The 26,334-nt window shown below is 60.2% G+C and carries 26 protein-coding genes; 15 read left to right on the top strand and 11 right to left on the bottom strand.

The features are described from left to right. The first annotated feature begins 18 nt into the window (after window positions 1-18). The 4 genes from K5607_RS14850 (at window position 19) to K5607_RS14865 (ending at window position 4,160) form a co-directional block, all read left to right on the top strand. Entirely contained in the window at window positions 19-1,920 is a 1,902-nt protein-coding gene (locus tag K5607_RS14850; RefSeq protein WP_221047475.1) for an ATP-binding cassette domain-containing protein, read from the top strand. 87 nt (window positions 1,921-2,007) lie between these two features. Beyond that, complete coding sequence (locus K5607_RS14855) at window positions 2,008-2,853, top strand: HDOD domain-containing protein (RefSeq protein WP_054773141.1); 846 nt, start codon at window positions 2,008-2,010, stop codon at window positions 2,851-2,853. 30 nt (window positions 2,854-2,883) lie between these two features. Then, a complete protein-coding gene (cheD, locus tag K5607_RS14860; RefSeq protein WP_221047476.1) occupies window positions 2,884-3,519 on the top strand; it encodes a chemoreceptor glutamine deamidase CheD in 636 nt (211 codons plus the stop codon). A gap of 89 nt (window positions 3,520-3,608) precedes the next feature. Further along, window positions 3,609-4,160, top strand: coding sequence for a hypothetical protein (locus tag K5607_RS14865; protein ID WP_221047477.1), 552 nt, complete (start codon window positions 3,609-3,611; stop codon window positions 4,158-4,160). A 272-nt stretch (window positions 4,161-4,432) separates the two neighbouring features. Here K5607_RS14865 and K5607_RS18195 read toward each other — a convergent pair whose 3' ends face one another. Then, window positions 4,433-4,564 (bottom strand): hypothetical protein, encoded by a 132-nt coding sequence (locus K5607_RS18195; RefSeq protein WP_255210669.1) that lies wholly within the window; start codon window positions 4,562-4,564, stop codon window positions 4,433-4,435. Between the two features lie 226 nt (window positions 4,565-4,790). Here K5607_RS18195 and K5607_RS14870 point away from each other — a divergent pair, with 226 nt between their 5' ends. Then, window positions 4,791-5,900 (top strand): AI-2E family transporter, encoded by a 1,110-nt coding sequence (locus K5607_RS14870; protein ID WP_221047478.1) that lies wholly within the window; start codon window positions 4,791-4,793, stop codon window positions 5,898-5,900. Between the two features lie 11 nt (window positions 5,901-5,911). On the opposite strand, the gene K5607_RS14875 is transcribed toward K5607_RS14870, so the two are convergent. Both K5607_RS14875 and K5607_RS14880 read right to left on the bottom strand, forming a co-directional pair. Then, complete coding sequence (locus tag K5607_RS14875) at window positions 5,912-6,487, bottom strand: PqiC family protein (RefSeq protein ID WP_082411423.1); 576 nt, start codon at window positions 6,485-6,487, stop codon at window positions 5,912-5,914. Then, complete coding sequence (locus K5607_RS14880; RefSeq protein ID WP_054773144.1) at window positions 6,487-7,464, bottom strand: MlaD family protein; 978 nt, start codon at window positions 7,462-7,464, stop codon at window positions 6,487-6,489. The genes K5607_RS14875 and K5607_RS14880 overlap by 1 nt, the downstream gene beginning before the upstream one ends. Window positions 7,465-7,596: 132 nt before the next feature. Here K5607_RS14880 and K5607_RS14885 point away from each other — a divergent pair, with 132 nt between their 5' ends. Genes K5607_RS14885 through K5607_RS14900 form a run of 4 tightly spaced genes read left to right on the top strand, consistent with a single transcriptional unit; the run spans window position 7,597 to window position 12,101 of the window. Then, window positions 7,597-8,673: an OprO/OprP family phosphate-selective porin gene (locus K5607_RS14885; protein WP_221047479.1), complete on the top strand. Its 1,077-nt coding sequence runs from the start codon at window positions 7,597-7,599 to the stop codon at window positions 8,671-8,673. A 28-nt stretch (window positions 8,674-8,701) separates the two neighbouring features. Next, entirely contained in the window at window positions 8,702-9,103 is a 402-nt protein-coding gene (locus tag K5607_RS14890) for a type 2 periplasmic-binding domain-containing protein (protein WP_054773147.1), read from the top strand. After that, on the top strand, window positions 9,100-11,073 hold the full coding sequence (locus K5607_RS14895; RefSeq protein WP_221047480.1) for a sensor histidine kinase: 1,974 nt from the start codon (window positions 9,100-9,102) through the stop codon (window positions 11,071-11,073). The genes K5607_RS14890 and K5607_RS14895 overlap by 4 nt, the downstream gene beginning before the upstream one ends. An 11-nt stretch (window positions 11,074-11,084) precedes the next feature. Beyond that, on the top strand, window positions 11,085-12,101 hold the full coding sequence (locus K5607_RS14900; protein WP_221047481.1) for an HD-GYP domain-containing protein: 1,017 nt from the start codon (window positions 11,085-11,087) through the stop codon (window positions 12,099-12,101). Here the strand turns inward: K5607_RS14900 and K5607_RS14905 are convergent. The 8 genes from K5607_RS14905 to amoC (K5607_RS14940) form a co-directional block, all read right to left on the bottom strand. Continuing rightward, the gene (locus tag K5607_RS14905; protein WP_054773151.1) at window positions 12,098-12,871 is read right to left on the bottom strand and encodes an ABC transporter ATP-binding protein; all 774 of its coding nucleotides are present in this window, start codon (window positions 12,869-12,871) and stop codon (window positions 12,098-12,100) included. The genes K5607_RS14900 and K5607_RS14905 overlap by 4 nt on opposite strands. 3 nt (window positions 12,872-12,874) lie before the next feature. After that, window positions 12,875-13,750 (bottom strand): MlaE family ABC transporter permease, encoded by an 876-nt coding sequence (locus K5607_RS14910; protein WP_221047482.1) that lies wholly within the window; start codon window positions 13,748-13,750, stop codon window positions 12,875-12,877. Window positions 13,751-14,252: 502 nt separating this feature from the next. Then, window positions 14,253-15,482 (bottom strand): bacterial ammonia monooxygenase, subunit AmoB, encoded by a 1,230-nt coding sequence (gene amoB, locus K5607_RS14915; protein ID WP_054774742.1) that lies wholly within the window; start codon window positions 15,480-15,482, stop codon window positions 14,253-14,255. 154 nt (window positions 15,483-15,636) lie between these two features. Continuing rightward, on the bottom strand, window positions 15,637-16,380 hold the full coding sequence (gene amoA / locus K5607_RS14920; protein ID WP_054774741.1) for a bacterial ammonia monooxygenase, subunit AmoA: 744 nt from the start codon (window positions 16,378-16,380) through the stop codon (window positions 15,637-15,639). A 30-nt stretch (window positions 16,381-16,410) separates the two neighbouring features. After that, entirely contained in the window at window positions 16,411-17,169 is a 759-nt protein-coding gene (gene amoC, locus K5607_RS14925) for a bacterial ammonia monooxygenase, subunit AmoC (RefSeq protein ID WP_221047483.1), read from the bottom strand. Between the two features lie 287 nt (window positions 17,170-17,456). After that, window positions 17,457-18,686, bottom strand: a complete 1,230-nt coding sequence (gene amoB, locus K5607_RS14930; protein WP_054774742.1) for a bacterial ammonia monooxygenase, subunit AmoB — start codon at window positions 18,684-18,686, stop codon at window positions 17,457-17,459. A gap of 154 nt (window positions 18,687-18,840) precedes the next feature. Beyond that, window positions 18,841-19,584 (bottom strand): bacterial ammonia monooxygenase, subunit AmoA, encoded by a 744-nt coding sequence (amoA, locus tag K5607_RS14935; RefSeq protein ID WP_054774741.1) that lies wholly within the window; start codon window positions 19,582-19,584, stop codon window positions 18,841-18,843. Window positions 19,585-19,773: 189 nt separating this feature from the next. Then, window positions 19,774-20,553: a bacterial ammonia monooxygenase, subunit AmoC gene (amoC, locus tag K5607_RS14940; protein ID WP_221047484.1), complete on the bottom strand. Its 780-nt coding sequence runs from the start codon at window positions 20,551-20,553 to the stop codon at window positions 19,774-19,776. A gap of 330 nt (window positions 20,554-20,883) precedes the next feature. Here amoC (K5607_RS14940) and K5607_RS14945 point away from each other — a divergent pair, with 330 nt between their 5' ends. The 6 genes from K5607_RS14945 to K5607_RS14970 all read left to right on the top strand — a co-directional run bounded on the left by K5607_RS14945 (window position 20,884) and on the right by K5607_RS14970 (window position 26,329). Beyond that, a complete protein-coding gene (locus K5607_RS14945) occupies window positions 20,884-22,458 on the top strand; it encodes a methyl-accepting chemotaxis protein (protein WP_221047485.1) in 1,575 nt (524 codons plus the stop codon). A gap of 46 nt (window positions 22,459-22,504) precedes the next feature. Continuing rightward, window positions 22,505-23,302, top strand: coding sequence for a hypothetical protein (locus tag K5607_RS14950; RefSeq protein WP_156302638.1), 798 nt, complete (start codon window positions 22,505-22,507; stop codon window positions 23,300-23,302). Window positions 23,303-23,381: 79 nt separating this feature from the next. After that, window positions 23,382-23,558, top strand: a complete 177-nt coding sequence (lptM, locus tag K5607_RS14955; protein WP_221047486.1) for an LPS translocon maturation chaperone LptM — start codon at window positions 23,382-23,384, stop codon at window positions 23,556-23,558. Then, window positions 23,559-24,809, top strand: coding sequence for a diaminopimelate decarboxylase (lysA, locus tag K5607_RS14960; RefSeq protein ID WP_221047487.1), 1,251 nt, complete (start codon window positions 23,559-23,561; stop codon window positions 24,807-24,809). Between the two features lie 3 nt (window positions 24,810-24,812). Then, window positions 24,813-25,640, top strand: a complete 828-nt coding sequence (gene dapF / locus K5607_RS14965) for a diaminopimelate epimerase (RefSeq protein WP_221047488.1) — start codon at window positions 24,813-24,815, stop codon at window positions 25,638-25,640. After that, complete coding sequence (locus tag K5607_RS14970) at window positions 25,637-26,329, top strand: DUF484 family protein (RefSeq protein ID WP_221047489.1); 693 nt, start codon at window positions 25,637-25,639, stop codon at window positions 26,327-26,329. The genes dapF and K5607_RS14970 overlap by 4 nt, the downstream gene beginning before the upstream one ends. Window positions 26,330-26,334: the final 5 nt, after the last annotated feature.

The following is a 26,334-nucleotide window of genomic DNA, read 5'->3' on the forward strand; positions in this document are numbered from 1 at the left end:
TTTTATAATGCACGCGCCATGATCAGCTTCATCGAAGCCGCCCTGCGGCGCGGCCCCCGAGTTCTCTTCGAACAAGCCAGCTTCACCATCCACCGCGGCGCCAAAGTAGGCATCACCGGCGCCAACGGCGCCGGCAAATCCAGCCTGTTCGCCCTGGTGCGCGGCGAGCTGCACACCGACGCCGGCCAAGTGGACGTGCCCGCCCAACTGGCCATCGCCCATGTCGCCCAGGAAACCCCGGCACTGGAACGCAGCGCCATCGACTACGTCATGGACGGCGACGCCGAGCTGCGCCAGCTGGAAGCCCAACTCGCCCAAGCCGAACAAGACCACGACGGCCTCAAGCAAGCCGAACTGCACGCCCGCCTGGACGCCATCGGCGGCTATGCCGCCAGGGCGCGGGCCGCCAGGCTGCTGCGCGGGCTGGGCTTTTTGCCGGGCCAGGAAGAAGCCTCGGTCCAGCAATTCTCCGGCGGCTGGCGCATGCGGCTCAACCTGGCCCAAGCGCTCATGTGCCGCTCCGACCTGCTGCTGCTGGACGAGCCCACCAACCATTTGGATTTGGACGCGGTCATCTGGCTACAGGACTGGCTGGCGGCCTATTCCGGTACCTTGCTGCTGATTTCCCACGACCGCGACTTCCTGGACGATGTGGCCAACCAGATCCTGCGCCTGGAGAACGGCCGCGTCACCCTCTATACCGGCAACTACACCGCGTTCGAGAAATACCGCGCGGAAACCCTGGCGCAACAGCAATCGTTGTACGAAAAGCAACAGCGGCAGGTGGCGCATATGCGCGCCTTCGTCGACCGCTTCGGCGCCAAGGCCAGCAAAGCCACCCAGGCGCAAAGCCGGCTCAAGGCGCTGGAAAAAATGGAGCTGATCGCCGCCGCCCACGCGGACAGCGCTTTCGAATTCGAGTTTCCGCAACCGGACAAAATCCCCGCGCCGTTGCTCAGCCTGGACGAAGCCAGCGCCGGCTACGGCGATAAGCGCATACTGGACAAGGTCAAGTTAACGCTGGGTCCGGGCGAACGCCTGGGCCTGCTCGGCCCCAACGGCGCCGGCAAATCCACCCTGGTGAAACTGCTCGCCGGCAGCTTGGAACCCGCCGCCGGCAAGCGCGTCGCCGCCCAGGACCTGAAAATCGGCTATTTCGCCCAACACCAATTGGAACAGCTGTCCGCCGACGCCAGCCCGCTGCTGCATTTGCAACGCCTGGCGCCGCGCGCCCAGGAGCGTGACTTGCGCGGCTTCCTCGGCAGTTTCGGATTTTGCGGCGACGACGCCCTGCGGGAAGTGGGCGGCATGTCCGGCGGCGAAAAAGCCCGCCTGGTCCTGGCGCTGCTGGTCTACCAGAAACCCAACCTGCTGCTGCTGGACGAACCCACCAACCACTTGGACCTGGACACCCGCGACGCCCTGGCGGTGGCTTTGCAAGACTACGCCGGCGCCCTGGTGGTGGTGTCCCACGACCGCCACCTGCTGCGCAGCGTCTGCGACCAATTCTGGCTGGTGGCCGACGGCGCGGCCGGCCCCTACGGCGGCGATCTGGAAGACTACCGCCAGTGGCTGGCGCGCCGCCGCAATGCCGAGACGCCCGCGGAAAACTCCGCGCCGGCGGCGGCCGCGCCCAGCCGCAAGGATCAACGCCGCCAGGACGCGGCCCGCCGCGAGCAAACCCGTCCCCTGCAAAACTCCGTCAACCGGGCGGAAAAGCGCCTGGAAACCTTGAACACGGAAATCGCCCAGCTGCAGCAAGCCCTGGCCGACCCCGCCATTTACGAGGCGGAAAACAAGGAACGCCTGCTGCAAACCGTGCAACGCCAAAAAACGCTGGAGGCCCAGCGGGACGAAGCCGAAGAGGAGTGGCTCAACGCCAGCGAAGCCCTGGAAGCGGCACTGCAGTCGTTGGACTAAAACCGCCCGCCCCACCCTGGCGGCGCAGTCCCGCCACACGCCATCCCCCACAAGAGCTATATTTCAAGGGAAGCCAAGGAGTCTCCCATGAAGCAGCTAGCCAGTGAGCTGGTATCCGATGTAGGCGGATTGATCACCCTGCCGGACATTTACCTGAAGATCGATCGTTTGGTCAACGACCCCAAGTCGTCCACCGCCGACATCGCCAAGGTGGTCAGCCAAGACGCCTCCTTTACCGCCCGGCTGCTGCAAGTCGCCAACAGCGCGCTGTACAGTGCCCCGTCCTCGGTGGACAGCGTCCCCAAAGCCATATCGATCATCGGCATTGCGCAAATACGCAACCTGGCGCTATCCATATCCGTCGCCAAAAGCTTCGGCGGCCTGCTCAACGAGCTGGTCTCCATGGAGAACTTCTGGCGCCACAGCCAATTCTGCGCTCTGGCCGCCCGGCAACTGGCCAAGGAAGCCCGCCGCTGCGACCCGGACACGCTGTTCACCGCCGGCCTGCTGCACGATATCGGCGAGTTGATCATCTTCAACCGCTTGCCGGAACAAGCCAAGGAGACGCTGCTGCTGGTGCTGGACAGCCAGGACGAAATGCCCATCCATGAAGCGGAAAAGCAGGTGCTCGGCCTGGACCACACCGACGTGGGCGGCGAGCTGGCCAAGCTATGGCATTTGCCCAGCGTACTGATCGAATGCATCGCCTGCCACCACAATCTCGCGGCCTGCAACAGCCATCCCCGGGAAACCGCGCTGGTGCACATCGCCAACGTCGCCGCCCTGATGGCGGAGCTGGACACGCTCGAACCGGACGACGTGCCGCCCATCGATCCCTACGCCTGGGAAGTCACCGGACTCACGCCGGCGTCCCTGGAACCGGTAGTCCGCTTCATCCAGGCGGAAATCGTCGAAATCGCAAAACTGTTCTGATCGCGGGCATCCATTCCAATGCAGGCAACCATGTCGTTAACCACGCCGCCGCCACCGCCGCCCAAAACGCTGCCCGGCTTCGAACACATCAAGCGTTCCTGGAACGCGAAATACGCCGCCTATGCCGCGCGCATCCTGCCCGGCGAGTTCTACGTCACCCGCAGCCAGGAAGGCGTCTACACCACGCTGGGCTCGTGCATTTCCGCCTGCATCCGCGATCCCTTGCTGGGCATCGGCGGCATGAACCACTTCATGCTGCCCTTCAGCCAGGAAATGGCGGAAGGCCACGCCTGGGGCTCGGCCGCCACGCGTTACGGCAACTTCGCCATGGAGCACCTGATCAACGTCATTCTGGCCAACGGCGGCGCCCGCGAACGGCTCGAAGTCAAAATTTTCGGCGGCGGGCGCATACTGGAAAACATGTCCGACGTAGGCCTGAAAAACATCACCTTCGTGCGCGACTACCTCAAAACCGAAGGCCTGAGAATCGTCTCCGAAGACGTGGGCAACAGCTTCCCCCGCATCGTGGTCTATTTCCCAGCCACCGGCCTGGTGCGAGTCAAGCGGCTGCGCTCCCTCCACAACAACACCATCGTTCAGCAGGAAACCCAGTACATCGAGACCATCAAGGCCAAACCGGTTTCCGGGGATGTGGAGCTGTTCTAGCGCCCGCCCCGCGTCCCGCTGTCATCAAACCGTCAAATTAGCCCGTTAGCATCGTCGGTTGTTTTCGACCACCGTCACGAGGAACGCCCATGGATTCTTTTCGCCGTAGCTTCGCCGCGCTGGCTCTGTCGGTCGGCGTCATCGCATCCCTGCCCATCCAGGCGGAGGAAGCCGCGCCCGCCTACAACGTCAACGACTATTACGAAGTCCACCAGGACAAGCGTATTTACGTGTTCGACGACGCTTCGACCTTCAAGGAATTCTTGTCCAGCGGAGAAACGCCCTTCCGCCTGACCCGCATCGGCGCCGGCCCCAACAAGGAAACCGTCGTGTTCGGCCTGCGTGCCATGGACAAGGAGCGCAAAGAAGCGGAACTCGGCGGCGTGGGCCTGTACGACGGCAAGGCGGACGGCATCGAGGAAGCTTTCTACGCCGAGGTGAACGACGGCAAGCGCATTTACGTGTTCGACGACGCCAAGAACTTCAAGGCCTTCCGCACCGGTGTCGAAACCCCGTTCCGCTATACGGAAATCGGCGGTGGCCCCCACGGCGAAACCATGGTGTACGTGCTGACCAAAAAAGCCGCGGACAAGAAGCCGGAAGCCATGATCGAGCAGTTCAAGGCATTACGCGCGCCCTAAGCCGAGCTTCCGGAAAAAGGCCATGGCGTCGAGCGGCGCCATGGCCTTTTCGCGTCAGGGGACGGGCTTGTCCAGCGGGCCGCAGCGGTGGGACAACGGGCAAAGGCCGGTCCGGCGGCTAGGGTATGGGCCGAACGGCCGCGACAGGGAACGGCGAGGAGGGAAAGCGGATACGCTTGCGGCCGATACGCGTCGCGGCCGCAAGCGGGCGGGCGTCATCCTTGTTTTGGGGGGTGCGTTGGCGATGTTTCATGGGCGGCTACCGGAACCGCTTAGTGAGACAAGGGTTCCGTGCCGTTTTCGTTGTCCGACAACTTGCGGTGGTGGCCCATGCAAAAGCCCACGGAAAATGCCGCCGTCATGGCAAAGGTCGTCAACAGCGCGACTTCGACGATGGTCAACATGGCTTTCTCCTTCGATTGGACGGGAAAAAACGCGGCGGCAGGTTTCTCTATCCGCCGTCGACACCCAATATAATGACTCGCCGGTCCAGCACAATCCCCTGCACGATTCACTGATTGTTTCCCAAAAACAAACCACCCCCCGAATCCGCGGCGATGGGCTTAGCCGATTGCCTTGTCGCCGACCCTTAGCCTATGCTTTGGCGGATCATCTCTACCGGAACTCCCCATGACGGATTCGCAAAAATGGTTGGTGCTGGCCGGCGTCACCGGCGCCGGCTGGCTGGTCTATCTGCTGGCGCCCATTCTGATGCCTTTCGCCCTGGCGGCGCTGCTGGCCTATCTGGGAGATCCCTTGGTCGATCGCCTGGAGGCGCGCGGCCATAGCCGAGCCAACGCAGTGGTGGGCGTGTTCGGCGCCATGATCATCGCCATTGCCTTGCTGGTGCTGCTGGTGGTGCCCTTGCTGGAAAGCCAGATCGAGGGGCTGATCGACCACTTGCCCAACTACGCCAGCTGGTTCAACCAAAAACTGGTGCCCTGGCTGCGCCAGCACTTCGGCATCCAGCGCCGCATGCTGGACCTCAACCAACTCACCACCATGCTCAGCCAGCACTGGCAACAAGCCGGCGGCGTGGCAACCGCGGTACTGCAATCCCTGTCGCAATCGGGTATGGCGGTCATTCACTGGCTGATGAATCTGCTGCTGGTGCCGGTGGTGTCGTTTTACTTGCTGCGCGACTGGGACCAGTTGGTGCGCCACGTGCACGAGTTGCTGCCGCGCCGCGTCGCTGAAACGGCGGAAAGTTTGGCCGAGGAGGCGGACGAGGTGCTGGGCGCCTTCCTGCGCGGCCAGCTCCTGGTGATGCTGGCGATGAGCTCCTACTACAGCATCGCGCTGTGGATCGTCGGGCTGGACGTGGCCCTGTTGGTGGGCATGATGGCGGGGCTGGTGGGCTTCATCCCTTACATGGGCGCCATCGTCGGCATCGGCTCCGGCTGCCTGGCGGCCTTGGTGCAGTTCCAGGATGCAAGCCATTTGATGCCGGTGCTGATCGTATTCGGCATCGGCCACGTGCTGGAAGGCACGGTGCTGACGCCGCGCCTGGTGGGCAACAAGATCGGCCTGCATCCGGTGGCGGTAATCTTCTCCGCCCTGGCCGGCGGCCAGTTGTTCGGCTTCCTCGGCGTGCTATTGGCCTTGCCGGCGGCATCCGTGGTGATGGTGCTGCTGCGCCACGCCCACGAGCTGTACCTGGGCAGCGCCTGGTATGCGGAAATCCGCCGAGAAGCGCGTCCGCCGAAGGAGCTGCGCGAGGAAGACGACGGGCCGACCTGATCCCGCCGGCTTTAGCGCGCGGCGGGCAGAGCGGCGGCGATTTCCCGGCTCATGGCGGCCAGCGCCTCGCTTTGGCGAGTCGCGATGACGCGATAGTCGCCGGACGCGCCGGGCAAACGAATGTCGGAACGCCCGGCGCGCAGCAGAACATCGCCACGGTACAAACTCCAGCGCGCCTGCAAAACCACCGTGCCGTCCGCCTCGGCGTGGAACTGGCCGATGTCCACTTCCACTTGCACGTCCACCGGCCGCGTGTGGGGCCAAGGATAGGCCAATACCTGGCTCGCGCCGGCCAGACGGCCCAGGTTGTCCGCCAATACCTGAGCGACGTTGTCCTGCAACGGCTCGGCCCAATGCTCGAAATCCGCCAACAACAACTCGCCGCCGCCGGCGCCGGTAACGATGGCGTCCCGATTCAAATAACGCCGCAAAGTCACCGGCCCGACCCCCAACACCGGCACGCTCGCCACAACGGCATCCCTGGCCGCCAGCGCTTGCAGCAAATAGTAATGCGTGGGCGGATTGCGGCCGGCGCAGCCGGCGAGAACGGCGGCGATGGCCAAAGTCATCAAGCTTGCGTGTCGCATCAACGGGCTCCCGAACGTAAATCCTTGCCGTACAGCAGCGCATTGGGATTGCGCTCCAGGTATTCCGCCAGGCCGCGCAAGGAACGGGCGGCGGCGGACAATTCCGTCAGGCTGTTTTCCAGAGGCGCATTGCGGCCGGATAGGTGCTCCAGGGACGCCATGCTGTGCTGCGCCGAAGCCAGGGTTTGCTCCAGGCTCTGCAGGATGCCCGGCAAGCGCTCGCTCAGTTGCTTGGCGACGACACGGGTATCGGCCATCGTCTCCTGCGCATGGTCCGACAGCGGCCCCAAGCGGGCATCCACGTGATTCACCAGCCGCTGGGTATCCTGCAACGTGCCGTTCAAGGACTGCAAAGTGGTGGTCAGTTCCGACGAGGAAGTGAGGCGCTGTAGCTGCTGGGTTGTCAACAACAGGGCGTTGAACAAATCGGCGATAGGCAGCTTGCGCACCTCGCGCACCGCCTCTTCGATGGTCTGCTGGATTTCTTCCTGGCTGGAGCGGATGGCGGGAATTTCCGGCAAGCCGTCTTCCGCGTGACCCACCAGGCTGGCGGTGGTGTTGGGGTAGAAATTCACATCGACATACAGCTGGCCGGTGACGAAGCTGCCCATCTGCAACTGGGCGCGCAAACCGCGCTGGATGAGGGACTGCACATCGGACACCTCGCGATGGCGGCCGGAGCGCCCCACGTCCGTGACCCTATCCAGGTCCACTTCCATCACTACCGGCGTCAACACTTTGTTGTTGGCCTTGTCGTATTCCACCAGCACGTCGCTCACCTTGCCGATGGTCACGCCCTTGAGCTTTACCGGCGCGCCGATGCTGAGGCCGTTCACCGAGCTGTCGAAATAGACAATGACGCGATTGCGGGGAGCGAACCACTGCTGGCCGCCGAACACCAAAACGCCGAGCACCAGCACGGCTACCGCGCCCAATACGAATGCTCCGATCAAAACCGGACTGACTTGCTTGCTCATGGCAACAACATGGCTTGATTAAATCCCATGACAATCCAAAAGGTTATACGGTAAATTATAAGAACATGATACGCCCAGCCACCCAAGCGATGCATATAGGAAACCACCGGAAAGTCACGGAAGAGGTGTTTCGTGCGGCTGCCTAGCTTGCGCTTTGCCGCGTGGTCGCTGCCGATCGCCGCGGCAGCCGTGGCGTTCGCCTCGCCCAGCCTTGCCGGCGACTACCACTTGGGCGAGGGCTATAACGTCGGCTCCCTTAATATTTCCGGCTATTCCAATTTGGTAGCGGAGTTTCCCAACAAGGGTACGTCGGCCCTCACGCTGGACGATCTCAGCGTATTCCTTTCGGGACGCTTCAACCGCTGGCTCAACCCTTTCGTCGAATTCGAGCTGGCTTCAGCGCCCCTGTTCACGGAAAACGGCGGCTTTTTTGAAAAGGGTACGCCCCGCGTCGTGCTGGAACGCGCTTACAACGACTTCCTGATATCGCCGGAATGGACGTTCCGCGCCGGTAAAATGCTTTCCCCGGTAGGCGAATGGAACCAAATCCACGCCGCTCCGCTGGTTTGGACCACCACCCGTCCGTTAACCACCTATTACAACTTCGCCGAATTCGCGTCCGGCGTGTCGCTGCTGTACAACGATCCCGAGGGCAACCTCCCCGACGTGCAGGTGTACTATCAACCGGGCGACGATTTTATGCGCGAGCCCCGCAGGGTTAACCAAGTTCAATATCAAAACGTGGGCGGCATCAACGTCGCTTTCACCAGCGATCTGCAGAAACGCCTGGGGCTGTCCATGCAGCACGCGGAAGACAGCGACACCACCGAACAGCAATGGCTGGCCAGCGTGGATGGGCGCGTATCCTTCGGGGCACTGACGCTCGAGACCCAATGGACCCATAACTGGGTAGGCCAGCCGGACGCGTCCCGCGCGTCCGTGCTTAAACCGAATCAACAGCACCCCCAACGCAACGAATGGGGCGGTTACGTGCAAGCCATTTACGGTTTGGACGAACATTGGAACCTGGTTGCGCGCGGCGAGGCCTTTCAGTCGCGCTATCAGCAAAAACCCAGCGACAACTGGCTGGTGGGCGTCGTCTACCGCCCCGTGCCGGCGGTGTCGTGGAAGGTGGAATATTTGGAAACCAGCGGCGCCCAGCTGGACTTGAGCCGAGGCCTTTATGCGTCCATGGCAGTCCTTTTTTAGACGCGCGCTGCTCAGCGCCTCAATCGGGTTGGCTGCCCTGCTGGGCGGATCGGCCGCGGCCGACGACACCCATGTGCTCATCGTCGCCCATCCGTCCCTGGCGGTGTCCAACCTGTCGACCGAAGACCTGACGCGCATTTATCTGTTGCGGCAAAGCCTATGGCCTGACGGCGCCATGGTCGTCCCGGTCAACCGCGAAGCCAGCAGTCCCGTGCGCAGCCTGTTCACCACGGCGGTCCTGCAGCAAACGGCCAACGCCCTGGCCAACCATTGGCAGCAGATGCACTTCAAGGGCAAAAACCCGCCCCTGGTGCAGGAGTCCGACCAAGCGGTGCTGGCTTTCGTGCAGAAGGTGCCGGGCGCCGTCGGCTATGTCAGCGCGGACACCCCCGTAGGCGACGGCGTCAAAGTGCTGGGTAAACTGCCGTGACAAACGAAGCCGCCGGATTGCCGCCGGTGCGGCATTCGCTGGGGCGACGATTTCTTTTGGTGCTGGCCGGCATCTTCCTGCTCACCTTCCTCAGCGTCGCCGGCACCGTGTTCGGCAGCATACGCAACCATTTAGCCAGCGCCATCCAGGCCAACCTGGGCCAAACCGCCAACGACCGCCTGGAAAAGTTGCAGGCGGAGTTCGCTCGCCAACTCATCGACGTACAAGCCTGGGCCTCGCTGGAAGTGATGAACGACATCATCACCGGCGATATCGACGGACGCATCCGCCGCACGTTGGCGGAGCTGAAAAAGCAGTATGGCCTGCCGGGCCATATCTACGCTTTCGACGACAAGGGAAAACTGGTGGCCTCCAGCCGTCAGGAAGAAGAGCCCGAGGCGGCGGATATGCCTCCGGCATGGCAGGTGGACAGCCCGGAGGCGTTTTTCGTCGACAAGCACGATAACCCGTTGACCAAAGGCTCCGGCGTGGCTTTCGGCCGCGTCATCCACGCCAGCTTCAACCCAGCGTTGCGCCTGGGAACGCTGGTCATCGCCTACCCCTGGAGCGCCATCGAGCAAGAGCTGGAAAACCGCTCAACGCTGCTGCTGTTGCTCTCCCCGCAAACGAGCCAGGCGCTATTCGTAGCCCGCGAGTTGCCGCCGCTGGACGGCGCGACCATTCCCACACTGTTCGGCGCCCAGGAAGAAATCAGCCTGGGCGGACAGACGTTCCTTGCCGGCGCCGCCGACAGCGCCGGCAAGCGAGCGGTGGCCGGCCTTAACTGGACATTGCTGGCCCTCACGGAAAAGCAGCAGGCCCTGGAACCCATACGGGAAGCCGCTGTGCAAATGCTGCTGTTAGGGCTAGCCATCGCCGTTCCCATTACGCTGTTGATACTGTGGCTAACCCGGCGCCTGGTGCGCCCAATCACCTCCCTGACCAGCGCGGTGGCCCACATCACCGCCTCCTCCGACTTATCGCAACGGGTAAAGGTGGACAGCGACGATGAACTGGGGGTCTTGAGCGAGGCGTTCAACGCCATGACCGCCAAGCTGCAGGCCAGCCTACAAGCGCTGGCGCAACTCAATCGCACGCTGGAGCAGAAAGTCGCCGACCGCACGGAGAAACTACAAGCCACCAATGACGAATTGCAATCCACCATTGAGCAGCTGAAGTCGGCGCAAACCCAACTGGTGCAACAGGAAAAGATGGCCTCCCTCGGCCAGCTGGTCGCCGGTGTCGCCCACGAGCTGAACAACCCGATCGGCTCCATTTACGCCAATTTACCCATCTTGGACGAATATGTGCGCGACCTGATCGCCCTGGTGGAGCACATCCAGCAACTGCCGCTATCCGAGGAGCATAAACGCGCGCTGCAAGACAAACTGGACGAAATCGACTTCGATTTCGTCCGAAAAGACGCCGGCAACTTGGTAGCCAGCGGCAAAAACGCCGCGAACCGGGTTAAGGAAATCGTCGGTTCACTACGCAATTTCTCCCGCCTGGACGAGGCGGAACTGAAAGATGTTTTGTTGGAGGACGGCCTGGACAGCACCCTGGCCCTACTGCACCACCAAACCAAGAACCGCATCGAAATCGTCCGCCATTACAGCTTGAACCGGCCGGTCAGCTGTTATGCCGGGCAGATCAATCAAGTATTCATGAACCTGCTGGGCAATGCCATTCAGGCCATCGAAGGCGCGGGAACGATTACGCTGGACACGGCGCTCGAGGGCGAAAACGCGGTTGTGAAAGTCCGCGACAGCGGCTCGGGCATTTCGCAGGAAAACCTGAACAAAATTTTCGACCCTTTCTTCACTACGAAAAAAATCGGCGAAGGCACGGGTTTAGGGCTATCCATCACCTATGGCATCATCGAAAAACACCACGGCGCCATAGCCGTGGACAGCGCCGTCGGCCAAGGCACCTGTTTCACCATTACCCTACCCCTAACCCAAAGGGCGTAAGAGCACCCATCATGTATACGCTGCTTTTTGTAGACGACGAACGGGACATCCTCGACAGCATGCAACGGACGTTTCGGCGCGGCTATAAAACCCTGGTCGCCAACTCCGGCACAGAAGCGCTGGAGCTAATCAACAGCACGCCGGTCGACCTCATCATATCCGATCAACGTATGCCTGACCTGGGCGGCGACGTCGTGCTCCAGCACGCCCTCGCCAACCAGCCCGAAGCCATCCGCATCCTGCTCACCGGGTACGCGGACATGGAATCCCTGGTACGTTGCGTCAACGACGCGCAGATCTACAAGTACATCGCCAAACCGTGGGAACCGGAAGACCTGCGCCTCACCGTGGTCCGCGCGCTGGAGAGCTTGGAACTGACGCGCAAGCTGGCTCACGCCAACGAGTCCTTAAAAAAGGCCTACCTCAACGCCATAACGATGCTGTCGGTGGCCTGCGAAGGCAAGGACGAAGATACCGGCTTCCACGTGCAAAGGGTGCAACACTACACTGAAGCCCTGGCGCTGGAACTGGGGGTCGCCCCCGAAGAGGCGGAGCACATGGGCATCATGAGCATCCTGCACGATATAGGTAAGCTTTACATACCCGACGCCATCCTTAAAAAACCCGCCAAGCTGGACGACTCCGAGTGGTCCGTCATGCGTGAACACGCGCTGCACGGCGTGAAAATTCTCGGCGACGATCCGTTTTTCGAAGTAGCCCGGGTCATCGCGATCTCGCACCACGAGAATTTCGACGGCAGCGGATACCCGGAAGGCTTGGTTGGCGAGGCCATTCCGCTGGCGGCCCGCATCGCAAAGTTAGCGGACGTGTTCGACGCGCTCACTTCGAAACGGCCCTACAAAACCCCATGGCCGCTGGAACAGGTGCTCGAACATATTCAAAGCCAAGCCGGCACCCACTTCGACCCCAAGGCCGTCGCCGCCCTCATGCGTTTAATGGAAAACGGCACCATCAGCGACATCATGCAGCGCTTCCATGGTCCCCAAGCGGGCGTCGAGCCCAGCTAGCGGACGCTACGCTCGTCGGCCGGCAATCGCCGCATCAAAAAGGCGCGAACTTTCGGATCGGTGCATTGCTCTTTCAAGGTTTTCGGCGCCCCCATGGCGATGGCCGTCTGCGTCTCCCCGTCGAGGAATATGCCGTTATCGCCAATGGCGAATATGGACTCCAACTCGTGGGTAACCACGATAAAGCTGGCACCCAGGCTATCGCGCAAACGCAATATCAATTCGTCCAACAAGCGCGCGTTGACCGGATCCAATCCCGCCGAGGGTTCGTCGAAAAACAGTATGTCGGGGTCGAGCGCCATAGCCCGTGCCAATGCCGCCCGTTTTTTCATCCCTCCGCTCAGTTGCGCTGGGTAATGGTCTTCATAACCCGACAGCCCCACCAACGCCAACTTGTAGGCGACCACGTCTTGGATATCGGCCTTGCTGAGGGGCGTGTATTGCTCCAACGGCAACGCCACATTCTCCCCCACCGTCATGGCGCTCCATAACGCGCCCTGTTGATACAGCACGCCGAAAGTGCGCTTCAACGCGTTGCGCCGCGGCTCACCGGCGCGCCAATAACTTTCGTCGCCGTAATAAACATCGCCGGCCAGCGGCTCCATGAGACCGATCATGTGCCTCAACAGGGTGCTTTTACCGCACCCGCTGCCGCCCATGATGAGAAAAATCTCGCCGCTTTCGACCTTAAACGTCAGGTCGCGCTGGACGACGCGATCTCCGTAACCGATACACAGGTCTTTGACATGAACCGGCGGCGCCTTTCTCATGGCTCAGATATTCAGCGTCGTGATGAGCAAGGTCAAAATCGCATCCGCCACAACGACCCAGACGATGCTAGTGACCACCGCGCTTGTCGCGGCATACCCCACGTCGCTGGAACTCGTGCCACAGCGCAGGCCGCGCATGCACCCGGCCGCGCCCACCAATACGGCGAACACCACCGACTTGCCGATTCCCACGTTGAAATCCGACATATGCAGCCAAACACGGCTTTCGTTGAAATATTCCAACATGGAAATATCGAACAACGCGGCCGTTACGACCGCCCCTCCGACAATCCCCATGAAATCCGCGTAAATGCACAAGACCGGCATCGCCAACACCAGCGCCAATATTCGGGGAATCACCAAAAACTCCATGGGATCGATGCCCAAGGTATGCAAGGCGTCCGTTTCTTCATTGACCCGCATCGAGCCGAGTTCAGCCGCATAAGCGGCGCCGGTTCTGCCCGCCATAATAACGGCGGTCATCATGGCGCCCATTTCCTTCGCCATGCCCAGTCCGACCAAATCGGCGATGTATAGCTGCGCGCCGAACTGCCGCAATTGCACCGCGCCGATAAAGGCCAAAATCATCCCCACCAGAAAGCTGATCAAGGTGATGATCGGAACCGCATTCGGTCCGCATTGTTGCAACAAGCGCGCTAACGAGCCGGGACGCCCGCGCGCCTTGCCTCGAACAAAGGCGCCCAAGGCGCAGGCCAGCATACCGACAAACGCCAACTGGGCTTTAAACTCGGCGATCCTATCCAAGGCCGCGCTGCCTATGCGGGCGACCAGCGGGACAGGAAGCTCGATTTTGCCTTCACCGATATCGCTCCCCCGCCCTTCCGCAAGATTCAACAACGCGCTGGCCGACTCGGGCAATTCTGCGCCCTCAATCACCAGCGCCCGTTGCCGGCAAACCGCCGTTATCCGGCGAACCACCAGGAGCAACGTGCTGTCCCACCGGCCGAGACGCGTTGCGTCCAAAACCACGTGCGCCGCCCCGTCCAATGACGCCAAAGCCGATAGCAATTCGCCACAAGGCGGCACCCCCGCGAATAGGCTCCACTCTCCCGCCAAATACACCCTCAAGGAGCACCGACCCTCGGCGCACCAAGACAACCGGGGCAAGCCCATGACATCGTCGCTACTCAAGCGACGCGGCGCAGCGGATTTCGACAGGTCAGTATTCATCTAATAGGGAAGGACAGCTTAGAAGTCACGATACGATATCTCGCCGACCCGCGATCGACCAGGCATCGAATTATATGGCAGGGTATATCCAAGCGAGAAACCCCAGAAATAAAAAGGCCCCGGCGGCGTGAGCCGACGGGGCCTCGTTTGCTGACCCCTGCGTAGCCGAGGCTACGCAGGGCCGGCCTTCTTACATGAAGGTCGGGATCAGCGGTGCGTCAATGGTGGTCTGCGTACGAGTGCCAGACGCATCATAGAAGAACAGGATGCCGGCGAAACGGCTATCCGGATCGTAGATGATGTCGGACAAACGATACACTTCCCAAGCGGCGTCGGAAGCCTGTACCTTCACGGTACGGGTTTCACCCGGAGCCAGCGGGCTGTTGTCGCTTACGCTCAGACCGTCTTCAGCCAGCAAGTCTTCCGGATAACCGGTTTCGTCTTTGGACACGGAAGCGTTCATGAAACGTACGGACGCGGTGTAGAACTCACCCAGCTGCACAGGGCTGCTGCCGGTGTTGGTCATGGTCAGGGTCATGTTCATGGAACGACCCGGTACGCGGTATACAGCGTCTTCAACCTTAACCTTAACCACAGCCTTCGGCATGTCGATCGCCTTGATGCCACGAACCGTACCAGCCTGCAACGGAATCGTTACCGGGTACTGGTTGTTCGCGCTGCTCATAGCGAATACAACGATCAGGATCGTTGCTGCACCAAAGCCCATGGATACCTTCTTGTCGCCTGCGGTAACCAGCTCGTCGGTGCGACCAGCCTTAACCATCAGGAAACGCGGCAGCCATACCGGGCGACGGCACCAGTACAACATCCAAGCCACACCAAAGGCATACCAGAAGGCGTGCCAGAAGTAGGTGTTGCCCAGGTTGTAGTTTTCCAGGTCAACCGTCTGGCCGGTCAGGGTCGTCACCGGGTTGGTGAAGCTGCCCATGGAGCCATTGATGGTGATCCACTTGCCGGGGCCGATGATCGGACCACCGCCTTCAACGTTCAACATGGTGTGAACGTGCCAGTCGCCAGGACGACGAGCCTTCAGAACCACGCGGAAGTCGTAGGTGGAACCCACTTCCAAACGTACGGAACGCGGCACCAGCTGACCGCCGATGTAGGATTCCTTACGGATGAATACCGGGCCGGGGATACCGATGTTCAGGAACGCGTCGTCCGGATCCGCTACGGTTTCCGGCCAACCTTCGAATACGTGGAACTTACCAGTAATTTCCACTTCTTCGTTAACGTTCACTGCTTCTTTCGACCACTTCAGGTCGTACCAGTGAATCGTACGCATACGCATGAATGCTGCCTGCGACTTTTCACCGTGGGCCGATGCCGTCGGAGCATAAACGCTTGCCGCCAGCGCGATCAGCAGCCCTACTGCGGACCACTTCGTTATTGTTTTCATATTACTTCTTCCTCTTGGTAGGAATATTTCAGTCGTTCTAGAAGCGCCTGCCTCAGCTATACGCCGTACAGACACCACTCGTCACACCCAGAACACCACGCTTTTGACCACTTGGCGCTCCAGGCGCACGCCTTTCGTTTTCCCGTCGACTTAATTAGGTCTGTTGCAGGAAACGGGTGCTAGCAAACCAACGACCCACGAAATGCCACATGAAGTAAATCAAGATGGACATAAAGGCCGAGAAGAATGCAGACACAGGCGCCACGTCCTTACCAAAGGTTCTCAGAGTACCTTTTTCCACCATGCGGATGTACTCAGGCGTACCGGTACGTACGTAGTTGTAACCCTGGATGTCGGCAATCGACATCAGCATGCCGTTGTATTCCACCGGCACGTGCAGCGGTGCAATGATCGGCCAGTTGCCCGGGTAGAAAATCAAACCCCAGCCCATGGCGCCAATGATCGCCGTAAACAGGTAGCTGCCGCTCATGCACAGCACTACGTCCAACAGAATCGCGCCAGGCGTCAGAATTGCCGGGAACACGAAGTTTACCGGGAAGTAGGTCCAACCCCAGAAGTTGAAGTAGCGGTTGATCCACTCACCCAACACCAGAGCCAGTACGCAAACCGTCGCGCCCCAGGGCAGACGGAAGTTTTCCCACAACCAAACCTGAACAGCAGCCGGGAACGTGACCAGCACGATCGGGGTTACCGTTACCCACAGACGACGGTCTTTCCAGTCAGCCCAGAAGTCCCAGTCACCCATGGTCAACATGGCGTGAATGTGATAGGAACCTACCACTACGAAGAAAACGATGAACAATATCAAATAGTCAATCGTTCTCGAAACCTGCACCGCTTCGGCATGCGACCGAACTGCAGATTGAAGTGTGCTCATGAGTTACCTCCAATTATCTTATTGTCGTTCTTACAGGTCAGGGCACAGATCACGGCCCATCAGCGGAGTCAGGCTGTCCATGATCTGCAGCACAACGCCCATCACAGCCAGAGCCAGCCAGCCGAAGATCACGAAGCCGTAGTGCAGCGGAGCTACGAACAGCTCTTCCATGAACCAGAAGGTGTGACCCCATTCGTTCAGACCTACGTTCGGCAGAATCATGAACGGACCTACCACGGTGATCAGGTACGGCAGGGACATGCCCTTGTTCCAGTGCGGAAGACGGGTCTTCGCGTACAGGAAGGAAGCAAAACCCGTGATGATGTAGATCGGGTAGGTCAGGTAGAACTCAATGATGTGCGACGGCGTGAAGTCGGTGTCGCGCACCACGGTCTGGTGCCAGGTGCCGTCCTGTTCGGTGAAGTAGGAAGCACCCCAGTAGATGGCCCATGCGTAGGCGAACAGCCATACCAGGTGGGTCATGTTGCGGCGCAGCTCTTCACGCGGGGTGATAGCAGCCAGGTTACGGTCGCGGCTCTTCCACAGGTAGCCCCACAGGATGGAAGCCGTGGTGATTTCCAGCACGATTTCGATGTACAGGAAGTTCATCCAGTACGTTTCGAATTCCGGTGCGAATGCGTCCAGGCCAGCGGACCAGCCGTAAACACCTTCGTACCAGCGAACCCAAAAGTAGAACACCGTGTACAGCATAAATGCGAACGTCAGCCAGCCCTTGTCCAACAGGGGCTTGTCCTGAGCGCCAGCAACCGAAAGAGACGTTGCAGCCATGTTATTACCTCCTAATGACAACTTTTTTGAGCTTTTTAAACGCCGCGAACGGCGTTTATCGGCTCTTTTTTTCCTTTTCCAACCCTGCCCGTATACGCCATGTATGCCGAGTGCAGGGACCCTGCTCCTAAGGTGAGGCGACAGCATAACAGCTCGCCCCTGCTTGTCAACACACCTTCAAACTGTGAAATACGCCTCAGACAAAATAAAAAGGCCCCGCCGGCATGAGCCGACGGGGCCTCGTTTGCTGACCCCTGCGTAGCCGAGGCTACGCAGGGCCGGCCTTCTTACATGAAGGTCGGGATCAGCGGTGCGTCAATGGTGGTCTGCGTACGAGTGCCAGACGCATCATAGAAGAACAGGATGCCGGCGAAACGGCTATCCGGATCGTAGATGATGTCGGACAAACGATACACTTCCCAAGCGGCGTCGGAAGCCTGTACCTTCACGGTACGGGTTTCACCCGGAGCCAGCGGGCTGTTGTCGCTTACGCTCAGACCGTCTTCAGCCAGCAAGTCTTCCGGATAACCGGTTTCGTCTTTGGACACGGAAGCGTTCATGAAACGTACGGACGCGGTGTAGAACTCACCCAGCTGCACAGGGCTGCTGCCGGTGTTGGTCATGGTCAGGGTCATGTTCATGGAACGACCCGGTACGCGGTATACAGCGTCTTCAACCTTAACCTTAACCACAGCCTTCGGCATGTCGATCGCCTTGATGCCACGAACCGTACCAGCCTGCAACGGAATCGTTACCGGGTACTGGTTGTTCGCGCTGCTCATAGCGAATACAACGATCAGGATCGTTGCTGCACCAAAGCCCATGGATACCTTCTTGTCGCCTGCGGTAACCAGCTCGTCGGTGCGACCAGCCTTAACCATCAGGAAACGCGGCAGCCATACCGGGCGACGGCACCAGTACAACATCCAAGCCACACCAAAGGCATACCAGAAGGCGTGCCAGAAGTAGGTGTTGCCCAGGTTGTAGTTTTCCAGGTCAACCGTCTGGCCGGTCAGGGTCGTCACCGGGTTGGTGAAGCTGCCCATGGAGCCATTGATGGTGATCCACTTGCCGGGGCCGATGATCGGACCACCGCCTTCAACGTTCAACATGGTGTGAACGTGCCAGTCGCCAGGACGACGAGCCTTCAGAACCACGCGGAAGTCGTAGGTGGAACCCACTTCCAAACGTACGGAACGCGGCACCAGCTGACCGCCGATGTAGGATTCCTTACGGATGAATACCGGGCCGGGGATACCGATGTTCAGGAACGCGTCGTCCGGATCCGCTACGGTTTCCGGCCAACCTTCGAATACGTGGAACTTACCAGTAATTTCCACTTCTTCGTTAACGTTCACTGCTTCTTTCGACCACTTCAGGTCGTACCAGTGAATCGTACGCATACGCATGAATGCTGCCTGCGACTTTTCACCGTGGGCCGATGCCGTCGGAGCATAAACGCTTGCCGCCAGCGCGATCAGCAGCCCTACTGCGGACCACTTCGTTATTGTTTTCATATTACTTCTTCCTCTTGGTAGGAATATTTCAGTCGTTCTAGAAGCGCCTGCCTCAGCTATACGCCGTACAGACACCACTCGTCACACCCAGAACACCACGCTTTTGACCACTTGGCGCTCCAGGCGCACGCCTTTCGTTTTCCCGTCGACTTAATTAGGTCTGTTGCAGGAAACGGGTGCTAGCAAACCAACGACCCACGAAATGCCACATGAAGTAAATCAAGATGGACATAAAGGCCGAGAAGAATGCAGACACAGGCGCCACGTCCTTACCAAAGGTTCTCAGAGTACCTTTTTCCACCATGCGGATGTACTCAGGCGTACCGGTACGTACGTAGTTGTAACCCTGGATGTCGGCAATCGACATCAGCATGCCGTTGTATTCCACCGGCACGTGCAGCGGTGCAATGATCGGCCAGTTGCCCGGGTAGAAAATCAAACCCCAGCCCATGGCGCCAATGATCGCCGTAAACAGGTAGCTGCCGCTCATGCACAGCACTACGTCCAACAGAATCGCGCCAGGCGTCAGAATTGCCGGGAACACGAAGTTTACCGGGAAGTAGGTCCAACCCCAGAAGTTGAAGTAGCGGTTGATCCACTCACCCAACACCAGAGCCAGTACGCAAACCGTCGCGCCCCAGGGCAGACGGAAGTTTTCCCACAACCAAACCTGAACAGCAGCCGGGAACGTGACCAGCACGATCGGGGTTACCGTTACCCACAGACGACGGTCTTTCCAGTCAGCCCAGAAGTCCCAGTCACCCATGGTCAACATGGCGTGAATGTGATAGGAACCTACCACTACGAAGAAAACGATGAACAATATCAAATAGTCAATCGTTCTCGAAACCTGCACCGCTTCGGCATGCGACCGAACTGCAGATTGAAGTGTGCTCATGAGTTACCTCCAATTATCTTATTGTCTTTGTCCACGACCATCTTCGCGAGGGCCGCTTCATATCTCTAACCCATGGTGGTTTTCTTCGGGAGTGGCGGGAGCTAGCTCCCGCCACACTCTAAGTCGTCACCAAAGTCGCCTTTTTCTCGATAAAAACCGAGGAGGCCAGGTCAGAGAAGGAGTCCGCTATTAGACCTTGCAAGCGCCGGAATCGATAGCGGAGCAAACTTCGCGGCCGATCAGCGGGTTCAGGCTGTCCATGATCTGCAGCACAACGCCCATCACAGCCAGAGCCAGCCAGCCGAAGATCACGAAGCCGTAGTGCAGCGGAGCTACGAACAGCTCTTCCATGAACCAGAAGGTGTGACCCCATTCGTTCAGACCTACGTTCGGCAGAATCATGAACGGACCTACCACGGTGATCAGGTACGGCAGGGACATGCCCTTGTTCCAGTGCGGAAGACGGGTCTTCGCGTACAGGAAGGAAGCAAAACCCGTGATGATGTAGATCGGGTAGGTCAGGTAGAACTCAATGATGTGCGACGGCGTGAAGTCGGTGTCGCGCACCACGGTCTGGTGCCAGGTGCCGTCCTGTTCGGTGAAGTAGGAAGCACCCCAGTAGATGGCCCATGCGTAGGCGAACAGCCATACCAGGTGGGTCATGTTGCGGCGCAGCTCTTCACGCGGGGTGATAGCAGCCAGGTTACGGTCGCGGCTCTTCCACAGGTAGCCCCACAGGATGGAAGCCGTGGTGATTTCCAGCACGATTTCGATGTACAGGAAGTTCATCCAGTACGTTTCGAATTCCGGTGCGAATGCGTCCAGGCCAGCGGACCAGCCGTAAACACCTTCGTACCAGCGAACCCAAAAGTAGAACACCGTGTACAGCATAAATGCGAACGTCAGCCAGCCCTTGTCCAACAGGGGCTTGTCCTGAGCGCCAGCAACCGAAAGAGACGTTGCAGCCATGTTATTACCTCTTTAGATGACGACTTTATCGAGACTTAGACCCCCGAAATCGGGAGCCTCCATCTCACTTTTTCTTCCCTTTTCCCACTCCTGCTTTGCCCGCAACGCGCACACAGCAAGGAGACCCGTCCTTTATGGTAGGGCCGCAGTCTATCACTTCGCCTCCCCTTGTCAATAGCGCTTTAGTGGGTCGAAAAAGCGGCGCGGCCCGGCTTGGCGGTCTTGCCCCGTACGCTTGTATTTCCGATGGTTCTTCACCACACTAGGGGCCATTGGCCCCGTTTGGCCGAGAGCAAAGACAACAATAAAAACTCACAGAGATTCAGGCAGATGAAGATCAATCTCCCAGTAACAGACCGCGAAATCAGACTGAGTGACGACACACAGATTATTTCGACCACCGATCTTAAGGGGATCATCACCTACGCCGATGAAGACTTCGTGAGAATCGCGCAGTTCAGCAAAGAGGAGCTGCTCGGGAAAAATCACAACATCGTCCGCCATCCCGACATGCCCGAAGCGGCGTTCGCCGACCTGTGGGCAACCATAAAAAGCAACCACGCCTGGATGGGCATCGTCAAAAACCGCGCGAAAAACGGCGATTATTATTGGGTCGACGCATTCGTCACCCCCATGATCGAAGACGATAAGGTCGTCGGCTACGAATCGGTGCGGGTGAAGCCGAACAAGGAATACGTCGACCGGGCCGCCCCCCTATACAAAGCCATACTCGATAAGAAGATCACCAAGCTGCCGGCCTACGGGAGCACCGCGCTTCACTATTACAAAGCGATCGTAGCCTTGCTGCTACCGACGCTGGGCGCCATAGGATGGGTTGGCGACTTGTTCGCTAACGCCGCTTTTCTCGGCGTCGGCGCAGCCTCCATGGTTCTCGCTTGGGCGCTGGCATGGCAACTTAGCCGGCCGCTCGCCCAAGCGGCGCAGCGATCCAAGCAAATCATCGACAACACGGTCACCCGGCTGGTTTATACCGGCCGCAACGACGATGTCGGGCAGCTCGAAACGGCCACGCTGGCGTTACAAGCACGACTCCGCACCGTGATGCGGCGCTTCGACGAAACGGCGCAACAACTGGCCAATATGGCGCAAAACACGGCGGACATCGCCGCTGTCACCAGCCACGACCTCGACCACCAGCAAGCGTCCGTCGACATGATGGCGGCAGCCATAGACGAAATGACGCTGGCTGTGCAGAGCGTCGCGCAAAACGCCGCCGACGCGGCTTCCGCCGCGGAGACCTCCACCAACATGGCCAATAATGGCCGGGACGCGGTCACCAACACCACCGGCGCCATAGGCCATCTTGCCCAGGCCGTCGCCAACGCCGCCACTGCCATCCACCAGCTGGAGCAGGAAAGCAAAAACATCGACGTGGTGGTCAGCGTTATCCGCGATATCGCCGATCAAACCAATCTATTGGCACTCAACGCCGCCATCGAAGCAGCCCGCGCCGGCGAACAGGGTCGCGGATTCGCCGTGGTGGCGGACGAGGTGCGCAAACTGGCGTCCAGCACGCAAAACTCCACCCACGAAATCCAAAAAATCGTGGAGGTTTTGCAAATCGGCGCGCGCCAAGCGGCGGCCGCTATGGAAAAAGGGCGCGAGCAAGCCAATCACAGCGTACAGCAAGCGGGCCTGGCAGACAGCACCTTGTCGGAGATATCCCAGGCGGTGAACAGGATCAAGGATATGAGCATTCAGGTCGCCAGCGCCGTCGAGGAGCAAACCTGCGTCACCGAAGAAATCAAGCGCAATATCAGCAATATCAGCGGAGCCAGCCACCGCGTCTCAGAGGAAGCGGAGCGCACCACGCGCACCAGCCAAGAACTTCTAAGCTTGGCCATCAACTTGAAGAACATGGTAAAGCGCTTTGCGCTGAAATAACGCATCCCAAGGCGACCAGCTCAACACCAACGAAATCGAGACACACTTGCGCACCCAACCCTTCGGCGCTTCACTGCGCCCTCTCCTTCCAAGCTGGCTGAAGGCCGCCGGTATTTGTTGCTTGGCGTTATTGCTCAGCGGCTGCGTCTGGCTGCGCCTGCTGGAAACCAAAAACCAAATCGCCGAATTCGACCAAAACTTCCATGTCGATTCCGGCGAACATTTCATCCTGCACTTTCACCGCCCCACCCTGCTCAGCGAGGACTTCACCTATTTGTCCGGGATCGAACCCACCGCCCGGCAGCCTTTGCCCAACGGCAAGCGCAACAACTATGTGTTCCAGAAGCTGAACGGCACCGGCGACGTCACCCGCGCGCCGGCCGGCGACCTAGTGTTCGAGTTGAGCTTCGACAACCAGGACCGCCTGGTCAGCTGGGATTTCTCGCCGGTATTCCTCGCCATAGCGCCGCCCGCCTTCCTGGAAGCCTCACTGCGCTCCCTGGGCAGCGCCAACATCGACCAGGCCAATCAAAAAGTGAGCGCCGACCCGGCCCATTTGGAAAAAATCGCCGACAAGCTCCCCCCGCGCAGCAAGGTCGTCGCAGCCTTGGGCGAACCTTTGGAGATCGTCGAGAAAGGCGGCAGCTTACGTTACACGTACAAATTCCGCTTAGACGGCCGCGCCGTCGACGAAGACCACGAAAAAAACCGCATCGCCGTTGCCAAGCTCTATTTCGATAAACAGACGGATCGCTTGAGCAAGATGTCCGGGCGCTTCGCCGGTTTGAAACTCACCATCAATTACCGTCGTTTCACCAAGGACGAACACGAAGCGGGCACCTAACGGAGTCCCTCCGCTGCTTGGGCCGCTTGCCGCCTTGCATTACAATTGGCCGGCAACCTGCCCCAGCAACGGAACTCCCATGAAATACAGCTTGATACTCGCCCTCTTGGCGCTGCTAAGCGCCGGCTGCGGTCAAAAAGGTCCGCTCTATCTGCCGCCCCCCGAGGCCGCCGGCGATTCGCAAAACGGAGCGGACGCAGAACAAGGCAACAAGGCCGCGAAGCAGCAAAGCCAATCCCAAAAGGGCGCGCGCTAAATGAAGGTTTTCCACTATCAGGGCGCGCTGTTCCAAGCGGAGAACCAGCCCTTGAACGCCGTCGCGGCGCGCTACGGCACCCCTTGCTACGTCTATTCCCGCGCCGCCTTGGAAAACCACTGGCGCGCCTACGACGACGCTTTCGCCGACCGTCCCCATCTGATTTGCTACGCAGTCAAGGCCAACTCCAACTTGGCGCTGCTTAACCTGTTGGCGCGACTGGGCTCCGGCTTCGACATCGTTTCCGTGGGCGAATTGGAAAGGGTTTTGGCCGCTGGCGGCGACCCCGGCAAAGTGGTGTTTTCCGGCGTCGGCAAGCGCGAAGAAGAACTGCGCCGCGCCCTGGAAGTCGGCATCCGCTGCTTCAACGTGGAAACGCCGGACGAGTTGAACCGGCTGGATCGCATCGCCGGCGAACTGGGCCGCAAGGCGCCCATATCGCTGCGCGTCAATCCCGACGTGGACGCACAGACCCATCCTTATATCTCCACCGGCCTCCGGGAAAACAAATTCGGCATCGCCATCGACGACGCGCTGGACTTCTACCAAAAAGCAGCCGCCTTGCCCAATCTGGCCGTCACCGGCATCGATTGCCACATCGGCTCGCAAATCACCAACACCGCCCCCTTCCAGGACGCACTGCAGCGGGTGCTGAACCTGGCGCAACGCCTGGAGCAAGCCGGCATCGCCATCAAGCACTTGGACCTGGGCGGCGGCCTGGGCATACGCTACCGCGACGAAACGCCGCCCACGCCGGCCGAATACGCCGCGGCGCTACGGGAAAAGCTGGGCGATACCCCCTACGAAATCCTGTTGGAACCGGGCCGCGCCATCGTCGGCAACGCCGGGCTGCTGTTGACCCGGGTGGAATATATCAAGGATACGCCGGCCAAACGCTTCGCCATCGTCGACGCCGCCATGAACGATTTGCTGCGGCCAGCACTCTACAACGCCTGGCAAGACATCGTCGCCGTACAACAGGACGACGCCACGCCGGAAGCGGTGTACGACGTGGTCGGTCCGGTCTGCGAAACCGGCGACTTCCTCGGCAAAGAACGCAAACTCCGCATCAAGCCGGGGGATTTGCTGGCGGTGTGCTCGGCCGGCGCCTATGGCTTCAGCATGAGCTCCAACTACAATTCGCGGCCGCGCCCGGCGGAGGTGCTGGTGGACGGCGATAAAACCCACCTGATCCGCGAGCGCGAAACCCTGGCCCAACTGTGGCAGGGCGAGCACTTGGTGCTGGGCTAAGCCATGCTGCGTTTCACCAAAATGCATGGCCTCGGCAACGACTTCGTCGTTTTCGACGCCGTCAACCAAACGGTAGCGCTGACGCCGGATCAGCTGCGCCAACTGGCCGACCGGCACTTCGGCATCGGCTGCGACCAAATCCTGCTGGTGCAAGCGCCAATCCAACCCGACGCCCACTTTCACTACCGCATTTTCAACGCCGACGGCAGCGAAGTCTCCCAGTGCGGCAACGGCGCCCGCTGCTTCGCCCGCTTCGTGCGGGAAAAGGGCCTGTGCCTGGAAGACGAAATCCGCGTCGACACCCGCGCAGGACGCCTGCTGCTGCGCCACCGGCCGGACGGGCAAATCACGGTGGACATGGGCGTGCCGCGCTTCGCGCCCGCCGATATCCCTTTAAAAGCGGAGCAAGAAAGCGTCCATTACACGGCCGCGGCGGGAAGCGCCATACACCGCTTCGGCGCCGTATCCATGGGCAACCCCCACGCCGTCCTGCCGACGGACGACGTCGACACCGCCCCGGTGGATACCGTGGGGCCGCTGCTGGAAAGCCACGCATCGTTTCCCGAGCGGGCCAATATCGGCTTCATGCAGAAAATCGACGCCCACCACATTCGCCTGCGCGTCTACGAACGGGGCTCGGGCGAAACCCTGGCCTGCGGCAGCGGCGCCTGCGCGGCAGCGGTGGTCGGTATAGAGCAAGGTTTGCTGCAAACGCCGGTGCGGGTCGACCTGCCCGGCGGCAGCCTGTACATCGAATGGCAAGGGCGAGGCGCGCCGGTACTGATGAGCGGCCCGGCCACCACGGTTTTCGAAGGAACCCTCGAACTATGAACGACAGCACCGGCGCCGCCGACTCGAACGACAACGAAGCGGTGATCATCGCCCACCTGCAAGCGCATCCGGACTTTTTCACCGCCCACCCGGAACTGCTGGAAAAGCTCTACATCCCCCACGCCCGCGGCGCGGCCGTATCCCTGGTGGAAAAGCAATTGGACCTGTTGCGCGACAAAAATCGCCGCTTGCAGCACCAGTTGGACGAGCTGCTGGACATCGCCCGGGACAACGACAAGCTGTTCCAGCGCCTGCACCAGCTTACCCTGGCCATGCTGGACGCGGACGATCTGGAAACCGCGCTGGCCTCCCTCGCCGACACCTTGTACCAGTGTTTCGACGCGGACTTCGTCGCCGTGCGCATTTTCCTGGATCGCCCGGACGCGCCGCTGTCCGACGTGTTTCTCGCCCCCCTGGGCATCAATCCTTTCGGCGCCATGTTGGCGCAGCAAAAACCCCTGTTCGGCCGGCTCAACATCGAGCAAGGCAAATTATTGTTCGGCGCCGACGCCGACCAAGTCGCCTCCAGCGCCGTGGTGCCTTTGCTGCGCGGCGATTGGCAGGGCCTGCTGGGCATCGGCAGCCGCGACGAGCAGCGCTTCCACCCGGCCATGGGCGGCTTGGTGCTGGGCCGCATGGGCGACATCGTCGCGGCGCGGCTCGCGCCGCTGCTGCCGGCGGCCGGCTGACCGCC

It is taken from the genome of Methylogaea oryzae (assembly GCF_019669985.1).
GTDB lineage: Bacteria > Pseudomonadota > Gammaproteobacteria > Methylococcales > Methylococcaceae > Methylogaea > Methylogaea oryzae.

Excerpts from the sequence above, each read along its gene's own strand:
- K5607_RS14850 (WP_221047475.1), top strand. The coding sequence starts at position 19 with ATGATCAGCTTCATCGAAGCCGCCCTGCGGCGCGGCCCCCGAGTTCTC.
- K5607_RS14855 (WP_054773141.1), top strand. The coding sequence starts at position 2,008 with ATGAAGCAGCTAGCCAGTGAGCTGGTATCCGATGTAGGCGGATTGATC.
- cheD (WP_221047476.1), top strand. The coding sequence starts at position 2,884 with ATGTCGTTAACCACGCCGCCGCCACCGCCGCCCAAAACGCTGCCCGGC.
- K5607_RS14865 (WP_221047477.1), top strand. The coding sequence starts at position 3,609 with ATGGATTCTTTTCGCCGTAGCTTCGCCGCGCTGGCTCTGTCGGTCGGC.
- K5607_RS18195 (WP_255210669.1), bottom strand. The coding sequence starts at position 4,564 with ATGTTGACCATCGTCGAAGTCGCGCTGTTGACGACCTTTGCCATGACG.
- K5607_RS14870 (WP_221047478.1), top strand. The coding sequence starts at position 4,791 with ATGACGGATTCGCAAAAATGGTTGGTGCTGGCCGGCGTCACCGGCGCC.
- K5607_RS14875 (WP_082411423.1), bottom strand. The coding sequence starts at position 6,487 with ATGCGACACGCAAGCTTGATGACTTTGGCCATCGCCGCCGTTCTCGCC.
- K5607_RS14880 (WP_054773144.1), bottom strand. The coding sequence starts at position 7,464 with ATGAGCAAGCAAGTCAGTCCGGTTTTGATCGGAGCATTCGTATTGGGC.
- K5607_RS14900 (WP_221047481.1), top strand. The coding sequence starts at position 11,085 with ATGTATACGCTGCTTTTTGTAGACGACGAACGGGACATCCTCGACAGC.
- K5607_RS14905 (WP_054773151.1), bottom strand. The coding sequence starts at position 12,871 with ATGAGAAAGGCGCCGCCGGTTCATGTCAAAGACCTGTGTATCGGTTAC.
- amoB (WP_054774742.1), bottom strand. The coding sequence starts at position 15,482 with ATGAAAACAATAACGAAGTGGTCCGCAGTAGGGCTGCTGATCGCGCTG.
- amoA (WP_054774741.1), bottom strand. The coding sequence starts at position 16,380 with ATGAGCACACTTCAATCTGCAGTTCGGTCGCATGCCGAAGCGGTGCAG.
- amoC (WP_221047483.1), bottom strand. The coding sequence starts at position 17,169 with ATGGCTGCAACGTCTCTTTCGGTTGCTGGCGCTCAGGACAAGCCCCTG.
- amoB (WP_054774742.1), bottom strand. The coding sequence starts at position 18,686 with ATGAAAACAATAACGAAGTGGTCCGCAGTAGGGCTGCTGATCGCGCTG.
- amoA (WP_054774741.1), bottom strand. The coding sequence starts at position 19,584 with ATGAGCACACTTCAATCTGCAGTTCGGTCGCATGCCGAAGCGGTGCAG.
- amoC (WP_221047484.1), bottom strand. The coding sequence starts at position 20,553 with ATGGCTGCAACGTCTCTTTCGGTTGCTGGCGCTCAGGACAAGCCCCTG.
- K5607_RS14945 (WP_221047485.1), top strand. The coding sequence starts at position 20,884 with ATGAAGATCAATCTCCCAGTAACAGACCGCGAAATCAGACTGAGTGAC.
- lptM (WP_221047486.1), top strand. The coding sequence starts at position 23,382 with ATGAAATACAGCTTGATACTCGCCCTCTTGGCGCTGCTAAGCGCCGGC.
- lysA (WP_221047487.1), top strand. The coding sequence starts at position 23,559 with ATGAAGGTTTTCCACTATCAGGGCGCGCTGTTCCAAGCGGAGAACCAG.
- dapF (WP_221047488.1), top strand. The coding sequence starts at position 24,813 with ATGCTGCGTTTCACCAAAATGCATGGCCTCGGCAACGACTTCGTCGTT.
- K5607_RS14970 (WP_221047489.1), top strand. The coding sequence starts at position 25,637 with ATGAACGACAGCACCGGCGCCGCCGACTCGAACGACAACGAAGCGGTG.